Source organism: Pseudomonas lurida, assembly GCF_002563895.1.
GTDB classification, from domain to species: domain Bacteria; phylum Pseudomonadota; class Gammaproteobacteria; order Pseudomonadales; family Pseudomonadaceae; genus Aquipseudomonas; species Aquipseudomonas lurida.
In genome coordinates this window covers 2,279,252-2,297,295 of the sequence record NZ_PDJB01000001.1, presented here as the reverse complement: position 1 = coordinate 2,297,295, position 18,044 = coordinate 2,279,252, and the positions used below count along the sequence as shown (strand labels likewise).

Sequence of the window (18,044 nt, the reverse complement as noted above, 5' to 3'; positions counted from 1 at the left end):
GATTCTGTAAGGGGACCTGACTACCTAACAACAACACCGGAGTGGCCGCCATGAAAACCGTTGCACAAGTGCTCAAAGCCAAGGACCAGAAAAACCAGGACGTCCATACCATCCAATGGGACCACACCGTTTTTGAAGCGCTGGTGCGGATGTCGGAGAAAAACGTCGGGGCCTTGCCGGTCGTCAAGGAAGGCGTCGTTGTAGGCATCATCAGCGAACGTGATTACGCACGTAAACTCATTCTCAAAGGTCTATCGTCGGTCACCACCCGGGTCGATGAAGTCATGAGTTCTCCAGTGATCACCGTCGACTCGCATAAAAAGGTCGATGAGTGCATGAACATCATGACCGACAGTCACCTGCGCCACCTGCCCGTGGTCGAAGACGGCAAACTGCTGGGCCTGCTGTCCATCGGCGACCTGGTAAAAGAGGCCATCGCCGATCAGGCGGACCTGATCAAACAGCTGGAGCAGTACATCCGCGGCGAATAGGGGAACTCATGCTCGACACGCTGGAACATCAAGAGGATCACCTCGACACGTTGCAACGGGCCATGGCCGACCGGCGCTTCCTGGTGCTGACCGGTGCGGGAATCAGCACCTCATCGGGCATTCCCGATTACCGTGACAGCGAAGGCGTGCGCCGAGGCAAGGCTCCGATGATGTACCAGGAGTTCCTCGCCACCCCGCAGGCACGGCGCCGCTATTGGGCGCGGGCGATGCTGGGGTGGCCTCGCGTACGCATCGCCCAGCCGAACACTGCACACCGTGCGCTGGCGACCTTGCAACAACGCCAGCGGATCACCGGGTTGATCACGCAAAACGTCGACACCCTGCATGACCAGGCCGGTAGCCAGGGTGTGATCGAACTGCATGGCAGCCTGCACCGGGTCTTGTGCCTGGACTGCCAGCAACGCAGCGAGCGCGGTGTGATCCAGCGGCAGATGGAAATCGACAACCCCTACCTGGCGCAGGTCCACGCCGTGCAGGCACCCGATGGCGACACCTTGCTCGACCCCACCTTTGAAGAACACTTTCAGGTCCCCCGCTGCCCCCATTGCAATGGCGAGCGCCTTAAGCCGGATGTCGTGTTTTTTGGCGAGAACGTAGCACCGGCAACGGCCGCCAGGGCGATGGCCGCGGTAGATCATGCCGAGGGACTGTTGGTGGTGGGGTCGTCGCTGATGGCCTATTCGGCCTTCCGCTTGTGCAAGGCCATGGTCGAACAGGGCAAGCCTGTCATTGCCATCAACCTGGGCAAGACGCGTGCAGATGACCTGCTGCAGGTGAAAATCGAGGCGTCCTGCGAGCGGTTGTTGCCTCTGCTGACCGACCGTTTGAGATAACCCCTGCACCACGGCTCAAAACTGGAGCAGCCTGCAAGCCAGCGCCTCCAGCGTTTTGCGTCGAATTCATCCTCTCGGGCATACGACCCCTACCTCCAGAAAATGACGCCTAAGTCACGTTTTCCCGCATTCTCCCGCCCCCACAAGCATTTATGTAGTGATCAAAAATAATCACTACATAATCGTTGACGTAACGTTTTTGTCCTTGCATTATCGAGACGTCTCCCGGATCGGGAGCGTTGGCAACAAGCGTTTTGAACAAGCTCGTCTGACCGCCGAGCTGTTTTTTCCGGATGTGCACTGCCCACAAGGCGGATTGATGAAGCTGACCGACCCGGAGGGTCCGGTACAAGGCGCTCAAATGCGACTTGTCTTCGTTATGAAAGCATTGCGTAGCAGTTCATCAGCAACACTACATGCATCAGGTTCAAGACCCTGCCCGTATTCGGCAGACAGTCGCTGACGCCCGGTTTTCAGAACCGGAGACACCTTAAACATGTACTAACGAACTATTTGATAGATCGCCAACTGGTCAAGGGGCTTACACATGAATCTGAACAACCAACCAACTATCGATGAATTGGCTGAGATGTTCGCAGCGCAGAAAGACACACTCGACGACCATATCCTGTGGATTGGCAAATCGGGCGAAGTCCAAATTGACTGCCTGGCGCCCCACACCGAAGAAGCCGAGTTCGACCGCAATAACCGTGAACTGGCAGCGCGCCTGAAGATGTACCGCCGTGGCCAGGGTTATGTCGGCAAGAAGGCGGCCGCCGATCGCAACTTTATCGAGCAGGTTTTCGACACACTTAACAACGCATGGGAATCTTTCAAAGATAACGCCCAAGTCAAAGTGATCGACCGCTACTACTAAATAACAACGCGCTCACGGTGGGAGCTGGCTTGCCCGCGATAGCGGTTTAACGATCAACCCTGTTGTTGAATGTTAAATAGCGATCGCGGGCAAGCCAGCTCCCACCGTTGTTTGCGGCAGTATCAAAAAGTGGGAAACCGGCCTTTCGCAGCTTCATCGCGAAAAATATCGAACAGCACCTGCGCTGCCGCCGACAGTTCGTGCCCCGGCTTGGTCAGCACACCAATCGGTCGCTCGATCACCGGGTCGGTCAAGGTGATGCAATGAGCACCCGCCTCTTCCATTTGTTGTGCACACAACGCTGGGACCGCGCTGACACCCAGGCCGCTGGCAACCATCTTGCCCACCGTCGCCAATTGATGGCTCTCCAGTGCTACCGGCAGCTTCCTCTGCAGCGCGCCCAGATGTTCCTCCAGCATCACCCGTACCGTGGACGGCCGTTGCAAGGTGATGAAAGGTTGCTCCAGCAAGGTGTTCCAATCGATCTCGGCACACGCGGCCAACGGTGAATCACCGGGCACCACGGCAATGAAGCGGTCCAGGTACAACGGGGTGAACGCCAGCGACGAACCTTCTGGCGGCTCGAACGCCACGCCCAGTTCCACCTGGCGGTCGCGCACCATCTCGAGCACCTGCTCGTTGATCAAATCGTGCACCGTGACATTCACCTGCGGGTACCGTGCGCGGAATATCTTCAGGATCGGTGGCAACAGGTTGCCCGCAAAGGAGGGCATCGCTGCCACCGTGACCCGTCCACGCTGGAGGGTGAAGCGCTGGCGCAGCTCGTCTTCGGCGTTGTCCCAATCGGCAATCAACCGGCGTGCCAGGGGCAGCAATGACTCACCTTCAGGTGTCAGCGCAACGTTGCGGGTATTACGGCTGAACAACCGTCCGCCCAGTCCTTCTTCCAGCCCCTTGATGGTCAGGCTCAGCGCCGACTGGGAAAGGTGCAGGCGCTCACAGGCGGCGGCAAAACTCAGGCTCTGGGCCACAGCGAGAAACGCGCGCATCTGTTTAACGGTCATGGGTAAGCTCCAAATGACAAGTTGAAAGCTGCAAGTGAAAGCGGCCGCTAACGGTGCGTGAAGCATGCGGCTTGACGCTTATTATGCTGTTTTCTAGATCAATCAACCTTAAAAAACAACTTAACAAATCAATCCGCCGGAGCAACACTCGGTTCATTGGCTGGCCCACATACAATAAAAGAGGTGCATATGGCAGGTTTCGATAAACGCGTGGCGTCCTATGAAGAAGCACTGGCAGGCCTGGAAGACGGCATGACCGTACTCTCCGGTGGCTTTGGCCTGTGCGGGATTCCAGAAAACCTCATCGCCGAGATCAAGCGCAAAGGCACCCGCGACCTGACGGTGGTTTCCAATAACTGCGGCGTCGATGGCTTTGGCCTGGGCGTGCTGCTCGAAGAGAAGCAGATCAGCAAGGTGATTGCCTCCTACGTCGGTGAAAACGCACTGTTCGAGAAGCAATTGCTCAGCGGGGAAATTGAAGTGGTGCTGACGCCCCAAGGTACCCTGGCCGAGAAAATGCGCGCCGGTGGCGCCGGTATCCCGGCCTTCTTTACCGCCACCGGCGTCGGCACCCCGGTAGCCGAAGGCAAGGAAACCCGCGAGTTCAACGGTCGCCCGTACCTGATGGAAGAGTCCATTACCGGCGACTTCGCCATCGTCAAAGGCTGGAAAGCCGACCACTTCGGCAACGTTATCTATCGCCACACCGCTCAGAACTTCAACCCGCTGGCCGCCACCGCCGGCAAGATCACCGTGGTCGAAGTCGAGGAAATCGTCGAGCCGGGCGAGCTGGACCCGGCGCAGATCCACACCCCTGGCATCTATGTCGACCGGATCATCTGCGGCACGTTTGAGAAGCGCATCGAACAGCGCACCGTGCGCAAATAATCCGCCCCCAGCCCGAACAATAAGGACTCATAAAATGGCGCTTACCCGCGAACAAATGGCTCAACGCGTTGCCCGCGAAATGCAGGACGGTTTCTACGTCAACCTCGGCATCGGCATTCCGACCCTGGTGGCCAACTACATTCCCGAAGGCATGGAAGTGATGCTGCAATCGGAAAACGGCCTGCTAGGCATGGGACCGTTTCCTACCGAAGAAACCATTGATGCCGACATGATCAACGCCGGCAAACAAACCGTGACCGCGCGCATCGGCGCCTCGATCTTCTCCTCCGCCGAATCCTTTGCAATGATCCGTGGCGGCCACGTTGACCTCACCGTGCTCGGTGCGTTTGAAGTCGACGTACACGGCAACATCGCTTCCTGGATGATCCCCGGCAAGCTAGTCAAAGGCATGGGCGGCGCCATGGACCTGGTGGCCGGCGCAGAAAACATCATCGTGATCATGACCCACGCCTCCAAGGATGGTGAGTCCAAGCTGCTCAGCCAATGCAGCCTGCCGCTGACCGGCGCGAACTGCATCAAGCGCGTGCTGACCGACCTGGCCTACCTGGAAATCGAAAATGGCGCTTTTGTCCTCAAGGAACGCGCACCTGGCGTCAGTGTTGAAGAGATTGTGAGCAAGACCGCCGGTAAACTGATCGTCCCGGACCACGTTCCAGAAATGCACTTCCAGTGAGGACAGATTCCATGCAAGACGTCGTGATTGTTGCTGCCACCCGCACCGCCGTGGGCAGCTTCCAGGGTTCACTGGCGAACATTCCGGCACCGGAACTGGGTGCCGCTGTGATCCGTCGCCTCTTGGAGCAGACCGGCCTGGACCCGGCCGAAGTGGATGAAGTCATCCTCGGCCAAGTGCTCACCGCTGGCAGCGGCCAGAACCCGGCGCGCCAGGCCTCGATTCTCGCCGGCCTACCACATGCGGTGCCCAGCCTCACCTTGAACAAGGTCTGCGGCTCGGGCCTCAAGGCCCTGCACCTGGGCGCCCAGGCCATTCGTTGCGGTGACGCCGACGTGATCATCGCCGGCGGCATGGAAAACATGAGCCTGGCGCCGTATGTGCTGCCCGCCGCGCGCACCGGTTTACGCATGGGCCACGCCAAGATGGTCGACAGCATGATCACCGACGGCCTGTGGGATGCGTTCAACGATTACCACATGGGCATCACCGCTGAGAACCTGGTGGACAAGTACGGCATCAGCCGTGAAGCCCAGGACGCGTTCGCCGCGGCGTCCCAGCAAAAAGCCGCCGCCGCCATCGAGGCCGGGCGTTTTGTCGATGAGATCACGCCGATCCTGATTCCCCAGCGCAAAGGCGACCCGGTGGCCTTCGCCGTGGATGAACAGCCACGCGCCGGCACCACCGCCGAGTCCCTGGCCAAGCTGAAACCTGCGTTCAAGAAAGACGGCAGCGTCACCGCTGGCAACGCTTCCAGCCTCAACGACGGCGCCGCAGCGGTGCTGCTAATGAGCGCCGACAAAGCCAAGGCCCTCGGCCTGCCGGTATTGGCGCGCATCGCCAGCTACGCCAACGCCGGCGTCGACCCAGCCATCATGGGCATCGGCCCGGTCTCGGCCACCCGCCGTTGCCTGGACAAAGCCGGTTGGAGCCTGGGTGACCTGGACCTCATCGAAGCCAATGAAGCCTTCGCTGCGCAATCCCTGGCCGTCGGCAAAGAGCTGGAATGGGACGCCGACAAGGTCAACGTCAACGGCGGCGCCATTGCCATTGGCCACCCGATCGGCGCCTCAGGCTGCCGCGTGCTGGTGACCCTGCTGCATGAAATGATCAAGCGCGATGCCAAGAAGGGCCTGGCGACCCTGTGCATCGGTGGCGGCCAGGGCGTCGCCCTCGCCCTCGAACGCAACTGATTCAACGAGCAACACGGAAAAGGCCTGGTTCCACGAAAACCAGGCCTTTTCTTTATGCGACCCTACTGAAAAAAGCAGTTCAAAGGCCCCCGCCCACATTGGTTCTGGATTGTCAGCCCGTCCGGGGCACCGCAAACACCGCATTCGCCCGCGCCACCACTTTCTCTCCTACCTGCAGGCTCACTGTGGCAAACGCCATCTGCCGCCCGCGCTTGTGGTGCTCCAACCGCACCACAATCCACTCCCCCACCTGCACCGCGCCCAGGTAATCCAGGTTCATGCTCGCGGTAATCAACGGCAGCGGCGGGTCACTGGAAAACGCCATCGCGTACCCCATGCCAATATCCGCCAGGGTCGCCAACACTCCCCCATGCACTGTGCCCCGCCCATTGGCGTGGCGATTGTCGGCCCGCAAGCCGATCTCCAATTGCAGGCCTTCCCCCCGGCAATACGCCGGGCCTAACAGATCAAGCAGGGGACTGCTGCGGGGTAGCGAGACAAAACCTTCAGGCACGGTGTGGGCAATCATGGCGGATTCTTCCTTGGAGTCGGGCTTGAGGTGTACGCCAGGCCACACGTGGCAACCATCACCATCAGCCACGCAAATCCCCCACGATGCTTTGCGTTAATCCACCAGACCCGCTTTAATCGCCGTCAATTCCCCCTGATCCCAAGGAACAGCAATGCGCCATCTGGACGGCAAACCCCATTCCTACCTCGTGCTCTTGCTGGCAGCGTTGGCCATGGCCGGCTGCTCGCCCAAGGACCACTCCCGCGCACGGGTGATCAACGGCGAACAAAGCCAGGCCGGCGCTCAATTGGCCTACGAGCACGAACTGAGCCTGGCCCTGCCCGGCGCCCTGCTCGCCCCTCGTATGCAAGCCACCCGCGAAGCGTGTGAAACAGCACGCTTTGGCGCGTGCAACATCCTCGGCATCACCGAAGACGGCAGCGGCGGCCAGATCATCCTGCGCATCGCGCCCACCGGGGTGGAACCGATGGTCGCGATGGCTGCTGAAGGCGGCAGACTGGGCCAACGCATCACCACCGCCGAGGACTTGGCCGATGCCGTCGCCGACGTGCGCCGTCGCCAGGATCGGCTGCAAGCCCAGCAACAGCGGCTGGATGAGTTGGCCAAACGCAAGGACATTACCGTCAGTGACCTGATTGCCTTGAGCAAGGAACAGGCGTCCATCGAAAACGAGCTACAGCAACTGGCCCAGGTCGCCGCCGGCCAGCAACGGCGTATCGACACCAACCGCGTGACGCTGAACTTCCGTTCCTCTGATGGTGCCAACCAGTCGTCGCGGTTCAGCCGTATGTTCAGCAATTTGGGCGAAAACCTGGTGGAAGGCACTGCCGACGCCCTGGAGCGATCAAGCTATGTGCTGCCGTTCGTCATCCTGGCGTTCCCGGTCGTGTGGTTATGGGTGTGGCTGTGGCGGCGCTTTGTCAAACGCCGCAGCTGATCAGCGCTTCATGCAACGCTGATAGCGCTCGTCGACCCGCTTGGCGAACCACGCCGTGGTCAGGTTGCGGGTGATCTTGGGGCTCTTGAGCACGATGCCCGGCAGGATTGCCCGTGGCATTGGCTTGCCCGCGGCCTTGTCGGCCAGGGCAAACACGCGCTTGTAGAGTGGGGTGTCCTCGAAGTCCAGTTGCTCGCCCTGCTCCAGCTGGCTGCGGATGCTGGGGTTGCGCATATCCAGCTTCGCGCCCAATGATCGCACCGCCAGCTCAGTGGTACCGGGGAGCAAAGAACCGTAGCGAATCAAGTCCCCATCCAGCGCCAACTCGGTGCCCGAGGCGCGGCTGACGGCGGCCTGGAACGCGGCGTTGCGACTGGCGTACCAACCGGCATTGAAGTCGGCGAAGCGATACAGCGGTTGGTCATAATTCACCGGGTAGCCGAGCAAATGCGCGATGCCGAAGTACATGCCGCCACGGCGGGTGAAGACCTCGCGGCGAATGCTGCCGTCCACCGTGTAGGGATAACCCCGGGCCTGCTTTTGCGCAAAGTCGATACTCACCTGCATCGGGCCTGCGGTGTGCACCGGGTTGAAACCACCAAACAGCGTGTTGCCCAGGGGCACCATGCTGATGAAGTCATCGAAGATGCCGCTCAGGTCCCTCTCAGTGCGTGCGGCGCTCAGGCGGTCGGCATACGTCTTGCCGGTGGGCGAACGCAGTTGAAGGGCGCTGCGTACCACGAAGGCGGGCACATGGACCTTGGCGGCGCGACGTTGGATCTCGTCCTGGGCGATCTTGCCCATGTTCGGCACGGGCGGGTCGACCTGATAGGTGGACTCCTGCTCGGTGACCGCCAGCACGGCGCAGATGTTTTCTGTGCTGGGGTAGATTTTCTGGGTGTCAAAGGCGGTGTAGATGTCCTGCGCCCAACCATTGCGGTCCGGCACTGTGGCCGGCAGCAGGCGCACAATCTGCGCCTTCACCTCGGTCTCGCTGCGCTCCGGCTGTTGCGGGTTGCGCGTAGTGGAGCAACCGGCCAGCACCAGCAAGGTGGCAAGGCAGAGGATCAGGCGGCTTGAATACATGGGGCTTCCTTGGGTGACGACGGGCCGGGCATTGCAGATATCGACCGATAAGTCTGACCAGGGTTCGCCAACCTGATGCGCTCGCCAGGGGCCAACAGAACGTGACAGGATCGGTCATGGACCATGCGTACATGGTGTTCGAATGCCATGCCCAGCCTGAACTTCCTGATGACCTGCCTGATTGTCGTATTGATTCCCGGCACCGACGTGGTAAATGCTAGTACTGAGCGCTGTATTTATGGCGATGACGCTTGCGGTGTTCGTGGTGTATGGCCTGCTGGCCAATGTCTTTCGCCGTGCAGTGATTGAGTCACCACGGGTTCAACATTGGTTGCGCCGCAGCGTTGCGGCGGTCTTTGCGGGGCTGGGGTTGAACCTGGCGTTTGCGCAGCGCTGACACCAGACAAAAAAATGCAGGCGCTGGCTTGCCAGCCCCTGCAGTGGCTGTGGGGGGTTAGATCCCTGCCAACGCCAGGTCCATCGCGAAGTAGGTGAAGATCAGGTCCGCACCCGCGCGCTTGATCGATCCCAGGGTCTCACGCACCACTCGGTCCTCATCGATCGCGCCGGCTTGGGCGCCGAACTTGATCATCGCGTATTCGCCGCTCACCTGATACGCCGCCACCGGCAGGCGCGAGGCTTCGCGGATGTCGCGGATGATGTCGAGGTAGGCGCCGGCGGGCTTGACCATCAGCGCATCCGCGCCTTCCTGTTCGTCCAGCAGCGATTCGCGCACGGCTTCGCGGCGGTTCATCGGGTTCATCTGGTAGCTTTTGCGGTCACCCTTGAGTGCGCTGCCGCCGGCTTCGCGGAACGGACCGTAGAGCGCCGAGGCGAATTTGGTCGAATACGCCATGATCGGGATATGGGTGAAGCCGGCGTCATCCAGGGCGCGTCGAATCGCCTGGACCTGGCCGTCCATCGCCGCCGAGGGGGCGATGACGTCGGCTCCGGCACGTGCCGCCGCCACGGCTTGCTTGCCGAGGTTGACCAGCGTCGCATCGTTGTCGACCTGGGCGCCGTGCATGACGCCACAGTGGCCGTGGTCGGTGTACTCGCAGAAGCAGGTGTCGGACATCACGATCATCTCAGGCACCGCGTCCTTGATGATCGAGGACATGCGCGAGACCAGGCCGCGCTCTTTCCAGGTATCGCTGCCGCTGGCGTCCAGGTGGTGGGACACGCCAAAGGTCATCACCGACTTGATACCGGCACGGGCATAGCGCTCGATCTCGCCGGCCAGTTTTTTCTCGGGGATACGCACGACGCCCGGCATGCTGGTGATGGGCACGAAGTCGTCAATTTCTTCTTCGACGAAGATCGGCAGCACCAGGTCGTTGAGGGTAAATTCGCTTTCCTGGAACAAGCCACGCAGCTCCGGGGAGCGGCGCAGGCGGCGTGGACGGGCTTGGGGGAACTGGCTGGTCATGGCGGTCCTGAAAAAAATGGCAGAAAACTTTGGGGCGAAAGCTTATGCCCCCAGGGCCCCGCAGCACAAACGCCAAGGGGCCAACAGTGTATTGCGTGGGCCGTAACAATTTATTGATCTAGAGCTGTACTCGTCCGTCGATGCACACCGCGACGGCGCCACCAACCCAGATTTCATCGCCCTGGCGCTCAACGAGGATTCGCCCCGCACGTCCTATGGCCGTGCCCTGGCTGACCACATAGCGCTCGGGGGCCAGCCCCTCACCGAGCAACCATTGAGCGAGCCCGGCGTTCAAGCTGCCAGTGGCCGGGTCTTCCTGGGCCCCGTCGCCGGCGATAAAGGCACGCACTTCAAAGTGCGTCTCCACATCGTCACGAGCCGGGTCACAAGGGGCGATCACACCGACGGCCAAACCCAGCAATTGCGAGTAATCCGGTTGCAACGCCAGCACCTGGTTGCGCTCGGCCAGCATCACTGCCAGCCAGCCCGCGCCGTTGTCGACCCACTGGCTACGAAGAATCGCTCCAGGCGCCAACCCCAACGCCACGCGCACGCGTTCTATCACGCTGGCCTCCACCGGTCCTGCGCGCAACAGCGGCGGCGCGATAAACGCCAGTTCATCGCCCTGGCGGCGGATACGCACCAGGCCGATTTCGCACTCCTGGATGATTTCGTCGCCTGTAGGAATGCCACCGGCCTGCAGCCACGCGTAGCAACTGCCCAGCGTCGGATGCCCGGCGAACGGCAGCTCCTTCAAGGTGGTGAAAATGCGCACCCGGTAGTCAGCCCTGGGATCGCGGGGCGTCAGCAAGAACGTGGTTTCGCTGAGGTTGGTCCAGTTGGCAAAGTCCGCCATCTGCTGGTCGCTCAGGCTGTCGGCACCGAACACCACCGCCAGCGGGTTGCCTTTGAGCGACACGCGGCTGAATACGTCCAGCTGTTTGAAATCGAAAGTCGGCATGGTTCAACCCGGAATATTAAGGCCACGTATCACTGCTGGCCGTGCGACGAAACCGTCCAGCGCGCGCAGTACATTGGGGAAGTCGGCAATCCCTACAAGGTCACCGGACTCGTAGAAGCCGATCAGGTTGCGGATCCATGGGAAGGTCGCGATGTCAGCGATGCTGTACTCGTCGCCCATGATCCAGGTACGGCCCAGCAGGCGTTTCTCCAGCACGCCCAGCAAGCGCCGGGACTCGGCGGCGTAGCGGTCGCGAGGGCGCTTGTCTTCATAGGCCTTGCCGGCGAATTTGTTGAAGAACCCCAGTTGGCCAAACATCGGGCCGATCCCCCCCATCTGGAACATCAGCCACTGGATGGTTTCGTAGCGGGTGGCAGGGTCTTCGGAGAGCAGCTGGCTGGTTTTCTCGGCCAGGTAAATCAGGATCGCGCCCGACTCGAACAACGCCAGTGGCACGCCGCTGGGGCCATTGGGGTCGATGATCGCGGGGATCTTGTTGTTGGGGTTCAGGGACAGGAACTCGGGAGACAACTGGTCCTGGGTCTCGAAGCTGACTTTGTGCGCCTCATAGGGCAGGCCCAATTCTTCGAGCATGATCGACACTTTTACCCCGTTGGGCGTGGGCAGCGAGTACAACTGCAAACGCTCGGGATGGTGAGCCGGCCATTTGCTGTTGATCGGGAAAGCGGCGAGTGGGTTCATTGGGAAGTCCTCAAGGCAGCATGCGCCGTTAAGCTCAGAAAGCCCCCATGATAGTCATCCCCACGGTGTCCTGCATGGGTCATCAATGCGCAACATCGGCTGGCTATTATCCCGCATGGGCGAACCAATAGGCCCACATGCACTCTCAAGTGCGCTCGTACGGTGAATGGAGGCGCCTCGCTCTATCGACAGGGAAAACCGCAGGACGCCGGATGCGTCACTGGGGCCGGGCTTGTCCGCCTTAATCCGATGCACTGAAGACTCGACACCCATGACAATCAAGCCTCTGTGCCTTGCGCTGCGCCTGAAGCGATATTCATACATCATGTTGCCGCTGTTATTAGTCGGCGGCGCTCTCGGCCTGACCCTGGAGTCGCGCGTCAGCAGCGCCGACCAGGTGGACGGCGTGCAAACCCTCGTGTTCCTGCGCCATGGTGAAAAACCCGCCGGCGGCCTGGGACAACTCAATTGCCAGGGCCTCAACCGTGCGATGAACCTGGCGACGGTATTGCCGGAAAAATTCGGCAAGGCCAATTTCGTCTTCGCCGCCAACCCGACACGCAATGTGGAGGAAGGTGAGCTGGACAATTCCTACAGCTACATTCGACCGCTGATGACCATCAGCCCCAGCGCGATCAAGCTGGGCCTGCCGGTGAACATCAAGTTTTCCGCGAATGACACCAGCGCCCTCGCCGATGAACTGGTGGAAGACAAGTATCACAACGCCATCATCTACACCGCCTGGTCCCACGGCTACCTGCCGGAGTTGATCAACAAGGTGGCCAGTGAAGCCTCGGGCGAAAAGCACACCATCACCGACGACTGGTCCGGCAGTGACTACGACACCCTGTATGTACTGACGCTGACCTGGCACAACGGCAAGGCTTCCCTGCTGAGCCGCAACTACAAGCAAGGCTTGAACGATGGCGACCAAAGCTGCCCGGAACCGACACAGGTGAGTGCCGACAGCTGACAGCGTATGATGCGCCGCTACTGACTCACCTGCGGATCATCACCATGCCCAATCTCACCTCCTCCAAGCCTGACAGGGGCTGGTCTTTCTGGTGGAAACCTGCGCTATTCCTGCTGGTCGCCTGCGTGGGCCTCTACTATGTGAAATGGTCGCCCTACTACCTCAAGGCCTTCGTTGCCGCCGACAGCCACAGCATTGGCGCCTCGATTCTCAACGATCAGCAAAGCGCGCCACTGGCCGCCGCGCTGGCCTATGCCCAGGTGTATTTCCTGGCGATCTGGAAGGCGGCCGTGCTGGCGGTGGTCCTTGGCTCACTCCTGCAAGTACTGATCCCCCGCGACTGGCTGCTGCGCCTGTTTGGCCGTGCAGGGTTGGGATCGACCTTGCGCGGCGGGCTGTTCGCCCTGCCTGGGATGATGTGCAGTTGTTGTGCGGCCCCCGTCGCTGCGGGCATGCGGCGCCAACAGGTGTCAGTGGGCGCGGCGCTGGCATTTTGGATCGCCAACCCGGTGCTCAACCCTGCCACCCTGGTGTTCATGGGCTTTGTGCTCGGCTGGGGCTTTACCGCGTTGCGCCTGGTAGCAGGCGTGGTGCTGGTGGTGGGCGTGTCCCTGGTGGCACAGCGCATTGCGCGGCCAGACCAGCTGCCGCAAGCCGCACTGGGCGCCGTGGCAGAGGTCAGCGCGGGCGAGTCGCAACCGTTCCTCAGCCGCTGGTTGCGTACCCTGTGGCAGCTGTTCTGGAACACCATCCCGATCTACATCCTGGCGGTGCTGATATTGGGCGCGGCACGGGTCTGGCTGTTCCCGCATGTGGATGGCGCCATGGCCAGCAGCCTGATATGGCTGGTGCCACTGGCGATTGTCGGCACGCTGTTCGTGATTCCAACGGCCGCGGAGATCCCTATCGTCCAGACCATGATGGCACTGGGCATGGGCACTGGACCCGCGGTGGCCCTGCTGATGACCCTGCCCAGCGTAAGCCTGCCGTCACTGCTGATGCTGCGCAAGGATTTCGATACGCGCGTGCTGGTGACGGTGGCTGGGTTGACCATGCTGGTGGGGGTGCTTTGCGGGCTGATCGGATCGGCTATCCTCTAGCCAGCAAACGCTCGCGCAGATACGCCACCACCGCCCCTTGCTCTCCTGCAAACTCGATCCGTGCGCCTTTGCTTTCACGCTGGAAGGCGTACATCGGGTCGTAATACTCGCGCAACAGCCCTTCGATCCACACCCGGTGCAAATCCACTGCGCCGGTGCGCGCCTGTTCCGCCAGCGCATCCTGCATAACCGCCTGAAGTCTCTGGAAACGTTCACCGCCCAAGCGTTTGTGGATGTTGGACAGGCTCTGGGTCAGGCGCTCGGCAAACACTGCATGGCCCTGCTCGCCAAATGCCTCGATGAACTCGGCACACAGGTCCACCACGTAGTCACGCAGGATACGCTCGACCCGCCCTTCAACGCTGTCCTCCAGCCACACCATGGGGAAGGCCTGCATGCCTTTGTGCAACGGCAACGGTAATGCACAACTGCCAATCATGCGGCTTTCGTCCTCGACCACGAACTGTTCGATGCCTTTCGCGCGCTTTTTCAGCAGGTCTATCGCCAGGCGGTTTTCGAAGTCGATGTTGGACGGCTGCGCCGTGGCGCGCTTGCCAAAGCTGGAACCGCGATGGTTGGCATGACCCTCCAGGTCCAGGGCATTGTTTAAATGGCCGAGCACTTCGGTCTTGCCGGTGCCGGTCATACCGCCCAGCAACACGAAGTCACACTGCGTGGCAGCTTGCTCGACAGTCTCCAGCAAAAAGGTGCGCATGGCTTTGTATCCGCCACCGACTCGCGGGTAATCGATGCCCGCCTCCGTCTTCAGCCATTGCTGAACGATCTGCGAACGCAAACCGCCGCGAAAGCAATACAGGTAACCCTCCTGATTCGCCTGGGCGAACCGCGCCCACTGTTCGATGCGCTCGGCCTTGATCCGCCCCGACACCAGCTCGTGCCCCAGCACGATTGCCGCCTGCTGGCCTTGCTGCTTGTAGCAGGTGCCGACCCTCTGACGCTCGTCATCGGTCATCAGTGGCAGGTTGATCACACCCGGAAAGGCGCCTTTCGCGAACTCGACCGGCGCGCGGGTATCCATCATCGGCCGGTCATTGAGGAAAATGTCGCGGTAATCGGTGATGTCCGGCGTCATCAAAACACCTCTACCGCGTGGGTCTGTCGCTCGACCAGCTCACCAATAGGCTCAAGGCTCAGGCCCAGTTCGGCCGCCACGGCCTGGAACTCGGCATCGCCTTCGGGGGTCACCGCGATCAACAGGCCGCCGCTGGTCTGCGGATCGCACAGCACACGCTTGTGCAACTCCTGCAGGCGCCCGAGCTTGCTTGAGTAACTGTCGAAGTTACGCAGGGTGCCACCTGGCATGCAGCCTTGGTCCAAGTAGTCCTCGATCCCCGGCAGGCGTGGAACGCTCGCGTATTCGATACGTGCCGACACACCGCTGCCAGCAGCCATTTCCACCAGATGGCCCAAGAGGCCGAAGCCGGTGACGTCGGTCATGGCCGTGACACCCGCCAATTTGCCGAAACGGCTGCCAGGCTTGTTCAGGGTACACATCCAGTCACGAGCCAGGCCGATGTCCACCTCACGCAACTTGCCCTTCTTCTCAGCGGTGGTGAGGATGCCGATGCCTATGGGCTTAGTGAGGTACAACCGGCAACCAACCGTGGCGGTATCGTTGCGTTTCATGTGGCGCTTTTGCACGATGCCGGTCACGGCCAGCCCGAAGATCGGCTCCGGGGCGTCGATGGAGTGGCCGCCCGCCAGGGGAATACCGGCTTCGTCGCACACCGAACGGCCACCACGGATCACCTCTCGGGCAATCTCCGGCGCCAGTACGTTTACCGGCCAGCCGAGAATGGCGATCGCCATCAGCGGGTCACCGCCCATGGCATAGATATCGCTGATCGCGTTGGTGGCGGCAATCCGGCCGAAATCGAAGGGGTCATCGACAATCGGCATGAAAAAGTCCGTGGTGGAGACCACACCGCGTTCGTCGTCAATGGCATACACCGCTGCGTCATCGCGTGAAGCATTGCCCACCCACAGGTTGGGGTCGAGGTTCTGTGCGCCACTGCCGGCGAGGATCACTTCCAATACCTGGGGCGATATTTTGCAGCCACATCCCGCGCCATGGCTGTATTGGGTAAGACGAATCGGCTCGTTCATGTAGGACCTCACGCTATCAAGTGCACGAATTCTAACAGACAGCAAAAGGCCGGCTGAGCACTTGTGTGCGCAGCCGGCCTTTTGGTTTCAGCCGTTATTGCCGGGCAGCGAGCAAACGCTTGTGGCGGTTGCGACGGGCAATGTTCAAGCATTCGATAGCCGCCGAGAACGCCATGGCCGCGTACACGTAGCCTTTAGGCACATGGGCGCCGAAGCCTTCGGCGATCAACGTCATGCCGATCATGATCAGGAAGCCCAGGGCCAGCATCACCACGGTCGGGTTGTCGTTGATGAACTTGGCCAACGGCTCGGCCGCCACCAGCATCACGATCACCGAGGTCACTACGGCGATGATCATGATCGGCAAGTGCTCGGTCATGCCCACGGCGGTGATGATGCTGTCGATGGAAAACACCAGGTCAAGCAACAGGATCTGCCCGATAGCCGCAGCAAAGCCGATGGCTACCGTATTGCCGACGCTGGCCTTCTCCTCGGGCTCCGGGTCCATGCTGTGATGGATCTCGGTGGTTGCCTTCCACACCAGGAACAGGCCACCGGCGATCAGGATCATGTCCTTCCACGAAAACGCCTGGCCAAACACTTCGAACACCGGCGTCGTCAGCTGGACGATGAACGCGATGGTGCTGAGCAGGCCCAGGCGCAGTACCAACGCCATGCTGATACCGATGCGCCGCGCCTTGGCCCGGTGCTTCTCCGGCAATTTGTTGGTAAGGATCGAAATGAAGATCAGGTTATCGATGCCCAGCACGATCTCCATGACGATCAGGGTAGCCAGGGCAATCCAGGCGGTGGGGCTGGCGGCCAGTTGTAAAAGGTAGTCCATAGGTCAGTCCTGACGTTGTACGGGAAATTAGGTGCGGGTAATTACGCTTCTTTGCTGTTCGATTCTGCTTCTTTCTCTTGCTGATCATCCTTCTTCTGCGGAGTGATCAGGCCATTTGTGGCTTCGCTCAATGCCTGCTCGGCGGCTTTGTGGGTGTCATCGATCGCTTGCTTGGCCGACTCGGTGGCTTTGCCCAGCACCTGCTGCGCGCTTTTCTCGACCTGATCGCAACCGCTGATCACTACCAATGAAAGCGCAAGTAACGACGCCGCGCCCAGGGAATTGAGTTTCATGATGTCTTCCTCGTTAGAACCATTGGGTCCAAATAGTGGCCCCGCGATAGCGAGGCATTCTATGCAGGCGAACAGTTCAGGAAAATTCGTATTTTTCTCGCGTATACTTCGGTTTTTACGAAGTGATGGGTGCCATGCTCAATTACCGACAACTGCACTACTTTTGGGTGGTGGCCAAGACCGGCAGCATCGTGCGCGCCTGTGAGCAGCTCAACCTCACGCCCCAGACTATCAGCGGGCAGATCAGCCTGCTGGAGGAGACCTATGGCATCGCCCTGTTTCAGCGCGTCGGGCGCCAGCTTGAACTGACCGAAGCCGGGCGCCAGGCCCTGCCCTACGCCGAACAAATGTTCCAGACCGGTAATGAATTGGAGGCCATGCTGCGCGCGCAGCCTGATGAGCAGCAGATCCTGTTCCGTGTCGGGGTGGCGGACGTGGTGCCCAAGTCCATCGTCTACCGGCTGATCGCGCCGACCATGGAGTTGAGTGAGCCCATCCGCATTACCTGCCGCGAAGACAAACTCGAACGCCTGCTCGCCGACCTGGCGATCCAGCGACTGGACTTGGTGATTTCCGACAGCCCGATGCCCACGCACCTGGACATCAAGGGCTACAGCCAGAAACTGGGCGAATGTGGCATCAGCTTTTTCGCCACCCAGGCCCTGGCTGACGCATACGGTGGTGATTTCCCGCACTGCCTGCACGGCGCGCCACTGTTGATTCCGGGGGCGGAAACCGTTGTGCGCAGTCGCCTGCAGCGCTGGTTTGCCGAGCAGCAGATTCAGCCGAAGATCATCGGCGAATTCGATGACAGCGCCTTGATGCAGGCGTTTGGTCAATCCGGTAGCGGGATCTTTATCGCCCCCAGCGTGATCGCCGATGAGGTGGTGCGCCAGTACGGCGTGGCGCTGATTGGCCAGACCGTGGCCGTGACTGAGTCGTTCTACGCGATTTCGGTGGAACGCAAGGTCAAGCACCCCGGCATCGTGGCGATTACCGAAGGTGCCCGGCGGGAGCTGTTCACCACCCTGCCCTGAC

Annotated in this window: 20 protein-coding genes and 1 pseudogene; 11 read left to right on the top strand and 10 right to left on the bottom strand. The window is 60.8% G+C overall.

The window, feature by feature from the left end:
* The first annotated feature begins 50 nt into the window (after nucleotides 1-50).
* The 3 genes from ATH90_RS10595 (at nucleotide 51) to ATH90_RS10585 (ending at nucleotide 2,222) form a co-directional block, all read left to right on the top strand.
* Nucleotides 51-491, top strand: coding sequence for a CBS domain-containing protein (locus tag ATH90_RS10595; protein ID WP_034103692.1), 441 nt, complete (start codon nucleotides 51-53; stop codon nucleotides 489-491).
* Nucleotides 492-499: 8 nt separating this feature from the next.
* Entirely contained in the window at nucleotides 500-1,345 is an 846-nt protein-coding gene (locus ATH90_RS10590) for an NAD-dependent protein deacetylase (protein ID WP_069022953.1), read from the top strand.
* A 547-nt stretch (nucleotides 1,346-1,892) separates the two neighbouring features.
* The gene (locus ATH90_RS10585; RefSeq protein ID WP_034103689.1) at nucleotides 1,893-2,222 is read left to right on the top strand and encodes a hypothetical protein; all 330 of its coding nucleotides are present in this window, start codon (nucleotides 1,893-1,895) and stop codon (nucleotides 2,220-2,222) included.
* A 122-nt stretch (nucleotides 2,223-2,344) separates the two neighbouring features.
* On the opposite strand, the gene ATH90_RS10580 is transcribed toward ATH90_RS10585, so the two are convergent.
* Nucleotides 2,345-3,247 carry a LysR family transcriptional regulator gene (locus ATH90_RS10580; RefSeq protein WP_034103686.1) on the bottom strand — a complete coding sequence of 301 codons (903 nt, stop codon included), beginning with the start codon at nucleotides 3,245-3,247 and terminating at the stop codon, nucleotides 2,345-2,347.
* A gap of 189 nt (nucleotides 3,248-3,436) precedes the next feature.
* Here ATH90_RS10580 and ATH90_RS10575 point away from each other — a divergent pair, with 189 nt between their 5' ends.
* Genes ATH90_RS10575 through ATH90_RS10565 form a run of 3 tightly spaced genes read left to right on the top strand, consistent with a single transcriptional unit; the run spans nucleotide 3,437 to nucleotide 6,022 of the window.
* Nucleotides 3,437-4,135, top strand: a complete 699-nt coding sequence (locus tag ATH90_RS10575) for a CoA transferase subunit A (protein WP_010211319.1) — start codon at nucleotides 3,437-3,439, stop codon at nucleotides 4,133-4,135.
* A gap of 34 nt (nucleotides 4,136-4,169) precedes the next feature.
* On the top strand, nucleotides 4,170-4,829 hold the full coding sequence (locus ATH90_RS10570) for a CoA transferase subunit B (RefSeq protein ID WP_032886654.1): 660 nt from the start codon (nucleotides 4,170-4,172) through the stop codon (nucleotides 4,827-4,829).
* A gap of 11 nt (nucleotides 4,830-4,840) precedes the next feature.
* A complete protein-coding gene (locus ATH90_RS10565; protein ID WP_034103683.1) occupies nucleotides 4,841-6,022 on the top strand; it encodes an acetyl-CoA C-acetyltransferase in 1,182 nt (393 codons plus the stop codon).
* 112 nt (nucleotides 6,023-6,134) lie between these two features.
* Here the strand turns inward: ATH90_RS10565 and ATH90_RS10560 are convergent, their stop codons facing one another.
* The gene (locus ATH90_RS10560; protein WP_034103680.1) at nucleotides 6,135-6,551 is read right to left on the bottom strand and encodes a PaaI family thioesterase; all 417 of its coding nucleotides are present in this window, start codon (nucleotides 6,549-6,551) and stop codon (nucleotides 6,135-6,137) included.
* Between the two features lie 154 nt (nucleotides 6,552-6,705).
* On the opposite strand from ATH90_RS10560, the gene ATH90_RS10555 reads away from it, so the two are divergent.
* Nucleotides 6,706-7,491, top strand: coding sequence for a DUF4349 domain-containing protein (locus ATH90_RS10555; RefSeq protein WP_034103679.1), 786 nt, complete (start codon nucleotides 6,706-6,708; stop codon nucleotides 7,489-7,491).
* Here ATH90_RS10555 and ATH90_RS10550 read toward each other — a convergent pair whose 3' ends face one another.
* On the bottom strand, nucleotides 7,492-8,577 hold the full coding sequence (locus ATH90_RS10550) for a DUF1615 domain-containing protein (protein WP_034103677.1): 1,086 nt from the start codon (nucleotides 8,575-8,577) through the stop codon (nucleotides 7,492-7,494). It lies immediately after the preceding gene.
* Between the two features lie 214 nt (nucleotides 8,578-8,791).
* On the opposite strand from ATH90_RS10550, the pseudogene ATH90_RS10545 reads away from it, so the two are divergent.
* A pseudogene (locus ATH90_RS10545) lies at nucleotides 8,792-8,974 on the top strand (LysE family translocator); the annotation flags it as partial.
* A 57-nt stretch (nucleotides 8,975-9,031) separates the two neighbouring features.
* Here the strand turns inward: ATH90_RS10545 and hemB are convergent.
* The 3 genes from hemB to ATH90_RS10530 form a co-directional block, all read right to left on the bottom strand.
* The gene (gene hemB / locus ATH90_RS10540; protein ID WP_034103675.1) at nucleotides 9,032-10,006 is read right to left on the bottom strand and encodes a porphobilinogen synthase; all 975 of its coding nucleotides are present in this window, start codon (nucleotides 10,004-10,006) and stop codon (nucleotides 9,032-9,034) included.
* A 118-nt stretch (nucleotides 10,007-10,124) separates the two neighbouring features.
* Nucleotides 10,125-10,967 carry a PhzF family phenazine biosynthesis protein gene (locus ATH90_RS10535; protein ID WP_098466208.1) on the bottom strand — a complete coding sequence of 281 codons (843 nt, stop codon included), beginning with the start codon at nucleotides 10,965-10,967 and terminating at the stop codon, nucleotides 10,125-10,127.
* A gap of 3 nt (nucleotides 10,968-10,970) precedes the next feature.
* Nucleotides 10,971-11,669 (bottom strand): glutathione S-transferase N-terminal domain-containing protein, encoded by a 699-nt coding sequence (locus ATH90_RS10530; RefSeq protein WP_034103671.1) that lies wholly within the window; start codon nucleotides 11,667-11,669, stop codon nucleotides 10,971-10,973.
* Nucleotides 11,670-11,940: 271 nt separating this feature from the next.
* On the opposite strand from ATH90_RS10530, the gene ATH90_RS10525 reads away from it, so the two are divergent.
* Nucleotides 11,941-12,642 carry a hypothetical protein gene (locus ATH90_RS10525; RefSeq protein WP_034103669.1) on the top strand — a complete coding sequence of 234 codons (702 nt, stop codon included), beginning with the start codon at nucleotides 11,941-11,943 and terminating at the stop codon, nucleotides 12,640-12,642.
* Between the two features lie 44 nt (nucleotides 12,643-12,686).
* A complete protein-coding gene (locus ATH90_RS10520) occupies nucleotides 12,687-13,742 on the top strand; it encodes a permease (RefSeq protein WP_034103667.1) in 1,056 nt (351 codons plus the stop codon).
* Here ATH90_RS10520 and mnmH read toward each other — a convergent pair.
* The 4 genes from mnmH to ATH90_RS10500 form a co-directional block, all read right to left on the bottom strand.
* The gene (gene mnmH, locus ATH90_RS10515; RefSeq protein ID WP_069022943.1) at nucleotides 13,732-14,835 is read right to left on the bottom strand and encodes a tRNA 2-selenouridine(34) synthase MnmH; all 1,104 of its coding nucleotides are present in this window, start codon (nucleotides 14,833-14,835) and stop codon (nucleotides 13,732-13,734) included. The two genes, ATH90_RS10520 and mnmH, sit on opposite strands and share 11 nt — an antisense overlap.
* Entirely contained in the window at nucleotides 14,835-15,869 is a 1,035-nt protein-coding gene (selD, locus tag ATH90_RS10510; RefSeq protein ID WP_069022941.1) for a selenide, water dikinase SelD, read from the bottom strand. Before selD ends, mnmH begins: the two co-directional genes overlap by 1 nt.
* Nucleotides 15,870-15,963: 94 nt before the next feature.
* Entirely contained in the window at nucleotides 15,964-16,713 is a 750-nt protein-coding gene (locus ATH90_RS10505; RefSeq protein ID WP_034103661.1) for a TerC family protein, read from the bottom strand.
* A 41-nt stretch (nucleotides 16,714-16,754) separates the two neighbouring features.
* Nucleotides 16,755-17,006: a hypothetical protein gene (locus ATH90_RS10500; RefSeq protein WP_034103659.1), complete on the bottom strand. Its 252-nt coding sequence runs from the start codon at nucleotides 17,004-17,006 to the stop codon at nucleotides 16,755-16,757.
* Between the two features lie 134 nt (nucleotides 17,007-17,140).
* On the opposite strand from ATH90_RS10500, the gene nhaR reads away from it, so the two are divergent.
* Nucleotides 17,141-18,043, top strand: coding sequence for a transcriptional activator NhaR (nhaR, locus tag ATH90_RS10495; RefSeq protein WP_069022939.1), 903 nt, complete (start codon nucleotides 17,141-17,143; stop codon nucleotides 18,041-18,043).
* Nucleotide 18,044: the final 1 nt, after the last annotated feature.

Excerpts from the sequence above, each read along its gene's own strand:
- ATH90_RS10595 (WP_034103692.1), top strand. The coding sequence starts at position 51 with ATGAAAACCGTTGCACAAGTGCTCAAAGCCAAGGACCAGAAAAACCAG.
- ATH90_RS10590 (WP_069022953.1), top strand. The coding sequence starts at position 500 with ATGCTCGACACGCTGGAACATCAAGAGGATCACCTCGACACGTTGCAA.
- ATH90_RS10585 (WP_034103689.1), top strand. The coding sequence starts at position 1,893 with ATGAATCTGAACAACCAACCAACTATCGATGAATTGGCTGAGATGTTC.
- ATH90_RS10580 (WP_034103686.1), bottom strand. The coding sequence starts at position 3,247 with ATGACCGTTAAACAGATGCGCGCGTTTCTCGCTGTGGCCCAGAGCCTG.
- ATH90_RS10575 (WP_010211319.1), top strand. The coding sequence starts at position 3,437 with ATGGCAGGTTTCGATAAACGCGTGGCGTCCTATGAAGAAGCACTGGCA.
- ATH90_RS10570 (WP_032886654.1), top strand. The coding sequence starts at position 4,170 with ATGGCGCTTACCCGCGAACAAATGGCTCAACGCGTTGCCCGCGAAATG.
- ATH90_RS10565 (WP_034103683.1), top strand. The coding sequence starts at position 4,841 with ATGCAAGACGTCGTGATTGTTGCTGCCACCCGCACCGCCGTGGGCAGC.
- ATH90_RS10560 (WP_034103680.1), bottom strand. The coding sequence starts at position 6,551 with ATGATTGCCCACACCGTGCCTGAAGGTTTTGTCTCGCTACCCCGCAGC.
- ATH90_RS10555 (WP_034103679.1), top strand. The coding sequence starts at position 6,706 with ATGCGCCATCTGGACGGCAAACCCCATTCCTACCTCGTGCTCTTGCTG.
- ATH90_RS10550 (WP_034103677.1), bottom strand. The coding sequence starts at position 8,577 with ATGTATTCAAGCCGCCTGATCCTCTGCCTTGCCACCTTGCTGGTGCTG.
- hemB (WP_034103675.1), bottom strand. The coding sequence starts at position 10,006 with ATGACCAGCCAGTTCCCCCAAGCCCGTCCACGCCGCCTGCGCCGCTCC.
- ATH90_RS10535 (WP_098466208.1), bottom strand. The coding sequence starts at position 10,967 with ATGCCGACTTTCGATTTCAAACAGCTGGACGTATTCAGCCGCGTGTCG.
- ATH90_RS10530 (WP_034103671.1), bottom strand. The coding sequence starts at position 11,669 with ATGAACCCACTCGCCGCTTTCCCGATCAACAGCAAATGGCCGGCTCAC.
- ATH90_RS10525 (WP_034103669.1), top strand. The coding sequence starts at position 11,941 with ATGACAATCAAGCCTCTGTGCCTTGCGCTGCGCCTGAAGCGATATTCA.
- ATH90_RS10520 (WP_034103667.1), top strand. The coding sequence starts at position 12,687 with ATGCCCAATCTCACCTCCTCCAAGCCTGACAGGGGCTGGTCTTTCTGG.
- mnmH (WP_069022943.1), bottom strand. The coding sequence starts at position 14,835 with ATGACGCCGGACATCACCGATTACCGCGACATTTTCCTCAATGACCGG.
- selD (WP_069022941.1), bottom strand. The coding sequence starts at position 15,869 with ATGAACGAGCCGATTCGTCTTACCCAATACAGCCATGGCGCGGGATGT.
- ATH90_RS10505 (WP_034103661.1), bottom strand. The coding sequence starts at position 16,713 with ATGGACTACCTTTTACAACTGGCCGCCAGCCCCACCGCCTGGATTGCC.
- ATH90_RS10500 (WP_034103659.1), bottom strand. The coding sequence starts at position 17,006 with ATGAAACTCAATTCCCTGGGCGCGGCGTCGTTACTTGCGCTTTCATTG.
- nhaR (WP_069022939.1), top strand. The coding sequence starts at position 17,141 with ATGCTCAATTACCGACAACTGCACTACTTTTGGGTGGTGGCCAAGACC.